Below are 3963 nucleotides of genomic sequence, written 5' to 3'. Positions count from 1 at the left end.
CGCGACGTTCGGCTGGAGAGCAGCGAAACGGCGCTCGCCGACCGGCAGCGAGGCGAGCTGAGCCAGCCGCTGCTGGACGTTATCGATGCGATTATCGCCGGCGGCGGAATGGTCGGCGGCCTCGGCGAGCGCTATACCCGGGTGGCGGCGGCCCACGCGGTGCACAACGGCCTGACGGTGCTGCCGCAAACGGAGAAGTTTCTCCACGGCACCAAGGTCGCCTACGGCATTCTGGTGCAGAGCGCCCTGCTCGGCCAGGACGAGGTTTTAGCCCAGCTGGTGAGCGCATATCAGCGCTTTAACCTGCCGACCACCCTCGCGGAGCTCGACGTGGATATCCACAACCAGGCCGAGCTGGAGAAGGTAATTGCCCATACGCTGCGCCCGGTGGAGTCGATCCACTTCCTGCCGGTGGAGCTGACCCCGCAGACCCTGATGTCCGCCTTTGAGAAAGTGGAAAATTTCCATCGGCAGGTACACTGAGCGCGGGAAAGCGTGAGAAAGGCCCGGCCGCCGAAGAGGTTTCCCGCGGCGGGCCGGCATAGATAAGGGGCTTAACGACTGAGGGAGCGGCCTAGCAGCACTTCGCGCCGCCCTTGCCGCCGTAGCGCGCGTCCTGACGCTCGCGGAAGAACTCTTCATAGGTCATCGGCGTCTGCTCAGGGTGGGTCTGGCGAATATGGGCGACGTAGTTATCGTAATCAGGCACGCCAATCATCATCTTTGCCGCCTGGCCTAAGTATTTTCCCGCTTTCGAAAGGGTATCGAACATTTTTCTCTCTCACATCATCCTCTCCCTTACGGGAGAGGATTTGGCTAACAAAAACCGGCTGGCTAATGCGCGCGTTTCGCCTGGGTTATCAGGCTCTCGGCGTCGGCGGGCATCGGTTCGTACGGCGTCTCTCTGGCAGTAGGATGGTCCTCTTTCAGCGCCGCCAGCGCGGTTTTGATTGAGAACAGCGCCAGCACCACTACCACCACCATAAAGAAGATGGTCAGGCCGGCATCCAGGCGGTTGTTAAAGACCAGCTGCGCCAGCTGGGATTCGGTGTACTGCGGCGGGATCGCACCGCTGTCGATCATCGCCTGGAACTTATTGGCGATCGCCAGGAAGCCCACTTTGGTATCCGGGCTGAACGACTTCTGCCAGCCGGCGGTCAGGGTGCAAATAAGCAGCCACGAGGTAGGCAGCAGCGCCACCCACGCATAGCGCTGACGCTTCATTTTAAACAGTACCACCGCACAGAGCATCAGCGCCATCCCCGCCAGCATCTGGTTGGCGATGCCGAACAGCGGCCACAGGGTGTTAATCCCGCCGAGCGGATCCACCACCCCCTGGTGCAGGAAGTAGCCCCACGCCAGTACGCACAGCGCCGTCGCCAGCAGGTTCGCCGGCAGCGAGCTGGTTTTCTTCAGCCCCGGGCTTATCACGCCGAGCAGATCCTGCAGCATAAAGCGCGCCGCGCGGGTGCCGGCATCCACCGCCGTCAGAATAAACAGCGCTTCAAACAGAATGGCGAAGTGGTACCAGAAGGCAACGTCCATCAGGCCGCCCAGCGAGCCGTGCAGAATGTAGGCCATCCCGACCGCCAGCGTCGGTGCGCCGCCGGCACGCGAGATAATCGACTGTTCGCCGACCTCGCTGGCTATCTGGCGCAGCGTATCCGGGGTGATGGTGAAGCCCCAGCTGCTGACCACCTGCGCGGCGGACGCCACCACGTCGGTGGTCCCGGCCGGCGCCAGCACCGCCAGCGGGCTATTCATCGCAAAGTAGACGCCGGGGTCGATCACGCAGGCCGCCACCAGCGCCATAATGGCAACGAATGATTCCATCAGCATGCCGCCATAGCCGATAAAGCAGGCCTGGCCTTCGTTGGCCAGCATTTTCGGCGTGGTGCCGGAGGCGATCAGCGCGTGGAAGCCCGACACGGCGCCGCAGGCGATGGTGATAAACAGGAACGGGAACATGCTGCCGCTCCACACCGGGCCGGTGCCGTCAATAAACTTGGTCAGCGCCGGCATAGTCAGCGTCGGGCGCATGATCAGGATACCGATCGCCAGCCCGACGATGGTGCCGATTTTCAGGAAGGTCGAGAGGTAGTCGCGCGGGGCCAGCAGCAGCCACACCGGCAGCACCGAGGCGATAAAGCCGTAGCCCACCAGAATCCAGGTCAGCTGCACGCCGGTGTAGTCAAACCACGGCGCCCAGGTCGCGCTTTCGGCAACCCATCCGCCGGAGACGATGGCAAACACCAGCATCACCAGGCCAATCACCGACACTTCGCCGATGCGCCCCGGGCGCAGATAGCGAATGTAGATCCCCATAAACACCGCCAGCGGGATGGTGAAGGCGACGGTGTAGGTTCCCCACGGGCTGTGGGTCAGCGCTTTCACTACGATCATCGCCAGCACCGCGAGGATGATCACCATGATCATAAAGCAGGCCACCAGCGCCAGCACCCCGGCGGTGGGCCCCATCTCCTCTTTCACCAGCTCGCCGAGCGAGCGGCCGTCGCGGCGGGTCGAAACAAACAGCACCATAAAGTCCTGCACCGCGCCGGCCAGCACCACGCCGGCGAGGAGCCAGATCATCCCCGGCAGGTAGCCCATCTGCGCCGCCAGCACCGGCCCGACCAGCGGCCCCGCGCCGGCAATGGCCGCAAAATGGTGACCGAACAGCACTTTTTTATCGGTCGGAACGTAGTCGAGGCCGTCGTTGTGCCGCACCGCGGGCGTCATCCGCGTCGGGTCAACCGCCAGCACGTTTTTGGCGATGTAGAGGCCATAGAAGCGATAGGCAATCAGATAGATACAGACCGCCGCCACGACAATCCATAGCGCATTAATCTGTTCGCCGCGGTTTAAGGCTATGTAGCCGAGGGCAAAGGCTCCGATGACGGAGAGCAGTGTCCAGATGAGGTATTTCCCTGAATTATTCATTATCGGGTTCCACGGGTAGGGTAATCAATCTGTTACATTTTGTTTCTAGAACACAACGCAGATTTTAACAACGTCGAAACCCTGGAGATGTCGCCCGCAGGCAGGGATTTATCTCACATTGCTAGCGAGATCACTTCTGGCAGGAAAATGGATGAAAACCACGGTGTCAGAAAGACGCCCGCGCCGCGCCCGGTCAGGCTACAGAAATAAAACCCTGGCCCGGACGGGACCCGGCGCGAGCCGGGGGAAGATGGAGAGCTAGCCGAGCACCGCGGTGCCCAGGCGGCAGGTGCAGCAGCGCCGTCCGCGTTCGTCGAAGACGGCAATTTCCCAGCTTTGCCCCTGGCGGCCGAGGTGCAGAGGACGGCACTCGCCGCGAACCTTCCCGCTGGAAACCGCCCGATGATGGGTGGCGTTCAGCTCGGTGCCGACCACGCACTGGCCCTCTTCGGTCATCAGCCAGCCGGCCATCGAACCCAGCGTCTCCGCCAGCGCCGCCGACGCGCCGCCGTGCAGCAGGCCAAAGGGCTGATGGGTGCGGGCGTCGACCGGCATTTCGGCCTCCAGCAGGCCCTCTTCCAGCCGGGTATAGATAATGCCGAGATGGGCCACCATCGTATTCGCGCTGGTGGCGTTAAGCGCCTCCAGCGTCAGCTGACGTTTCCAGGCCATCTATGCCCCCAGCGTCGAGCCGCCGTCAACCACGATATCCTGCAGCGTGATATGGCTGGCGTGATGAGAGGCGAGGAACAAAATGGTGCTGGCGATCTCCTGCGGCCGGGCGATCTTACCCAGAGGAATGCCGAGCTTGAACTGCTCGCCAAAACCGCGAATGCGCTGCTGCTCGGCGTCATCGCTGACCCACAGAGTGCGCTGCATATCGGTGTCGGTTGAGCCCGGCGAGACGAGGTTGCAGCGCACTCCGCTGCCCGCCAGCTCAAGCCCGACGGTCAGCGCCAGGCTCTTCAGCGCCGCTTTCGACGCGCCGTAGGCGCTCATGCCGATGCCCGGCGTATGCGCGGC

At 62.8% G+C, this 3963-nt stretch carries 4 protein-coding genes and 1 pseudogene; 1 reads left to right on the top strand and 4 read right to left on the bottom strand.

Annotated features, from left to right (window positions below; genetic code table 11):
• A partial coding sequence (locus PFH44_RS25515; RefSeq protein WP_283826560.1) for a dehydroquinate synthase/iron-containing alcohol dehydrogenase family protein occupies nucleotides 1-483 on the top strand: 483 nt, incomplete at its 5' end.
• Nucleotides 484-574: 91 nt separating this feature from the next.
• On the opposite strand, the gene PFH44_RS25510 is transcribed toward PFH44_RS25515, so the two are convergent.
• The 4 genes and pseudogenes from PFH44_RS25510 to entA all read right to left on the bottom strand — a co-directional run.
• A complete protein-coding gene (locus PFH44_RS25510; RefSeq protein WP_041144534.1) occupies nucleotides 575-772 on the bottom strand; it encodes a YbdD/YjiX family protein in 198 nt (65 codons plus the stop codon).
• A gap of 62 nt (nucleotides 773-834) precedes the next feature.
• Nucleotides 835-2940, bottom strand: coding sequence for a pyruvate/proton symporter CstA (gene cstA, locus PFH44_RS25505; protein WP_237372876.1), 2106 nt, complete (start codon nucleotides 2938-2940; stop codon nucleotides 835-837).
• Nucleotides 2941-3198: 258 nt separating this feature from the next.
• Nucleotides 3199-3612, bottom strand: a complete 414-nt coding sequence (gene entH, locus PFH44_RS25500; protein ID WP_283826558.1) for a proofreading thioesterase EntH — start codon at nucleotides 3610-3612, stop codon at nucleotides 3199-3201.
• Nucleotides 3613-3963, bottom strand: a pseudogene (gene entA, locus PFH44_RS25495) (2,3-dihydro-2,3-dihydroxybenzoate dehydrogenase EntA); the annotation flags it as partial.

The sequence above is a fragment of the Klebsiella sp. Ech2A genome, assembly GCF_030078455.1.
GTDB classification, from domain to species: Bacteria; Pseudomonadota; Gammaproteobacteria; order Enterobacterales; family Enterobacteriaceae; genus Klebsiella; species Klebsiella terrigena.
The sequence above is the reverse complement of the archived record's forward strand: the minus strand, read 5'-3'. Positions and strand labels throughout refer to the sequence as shown.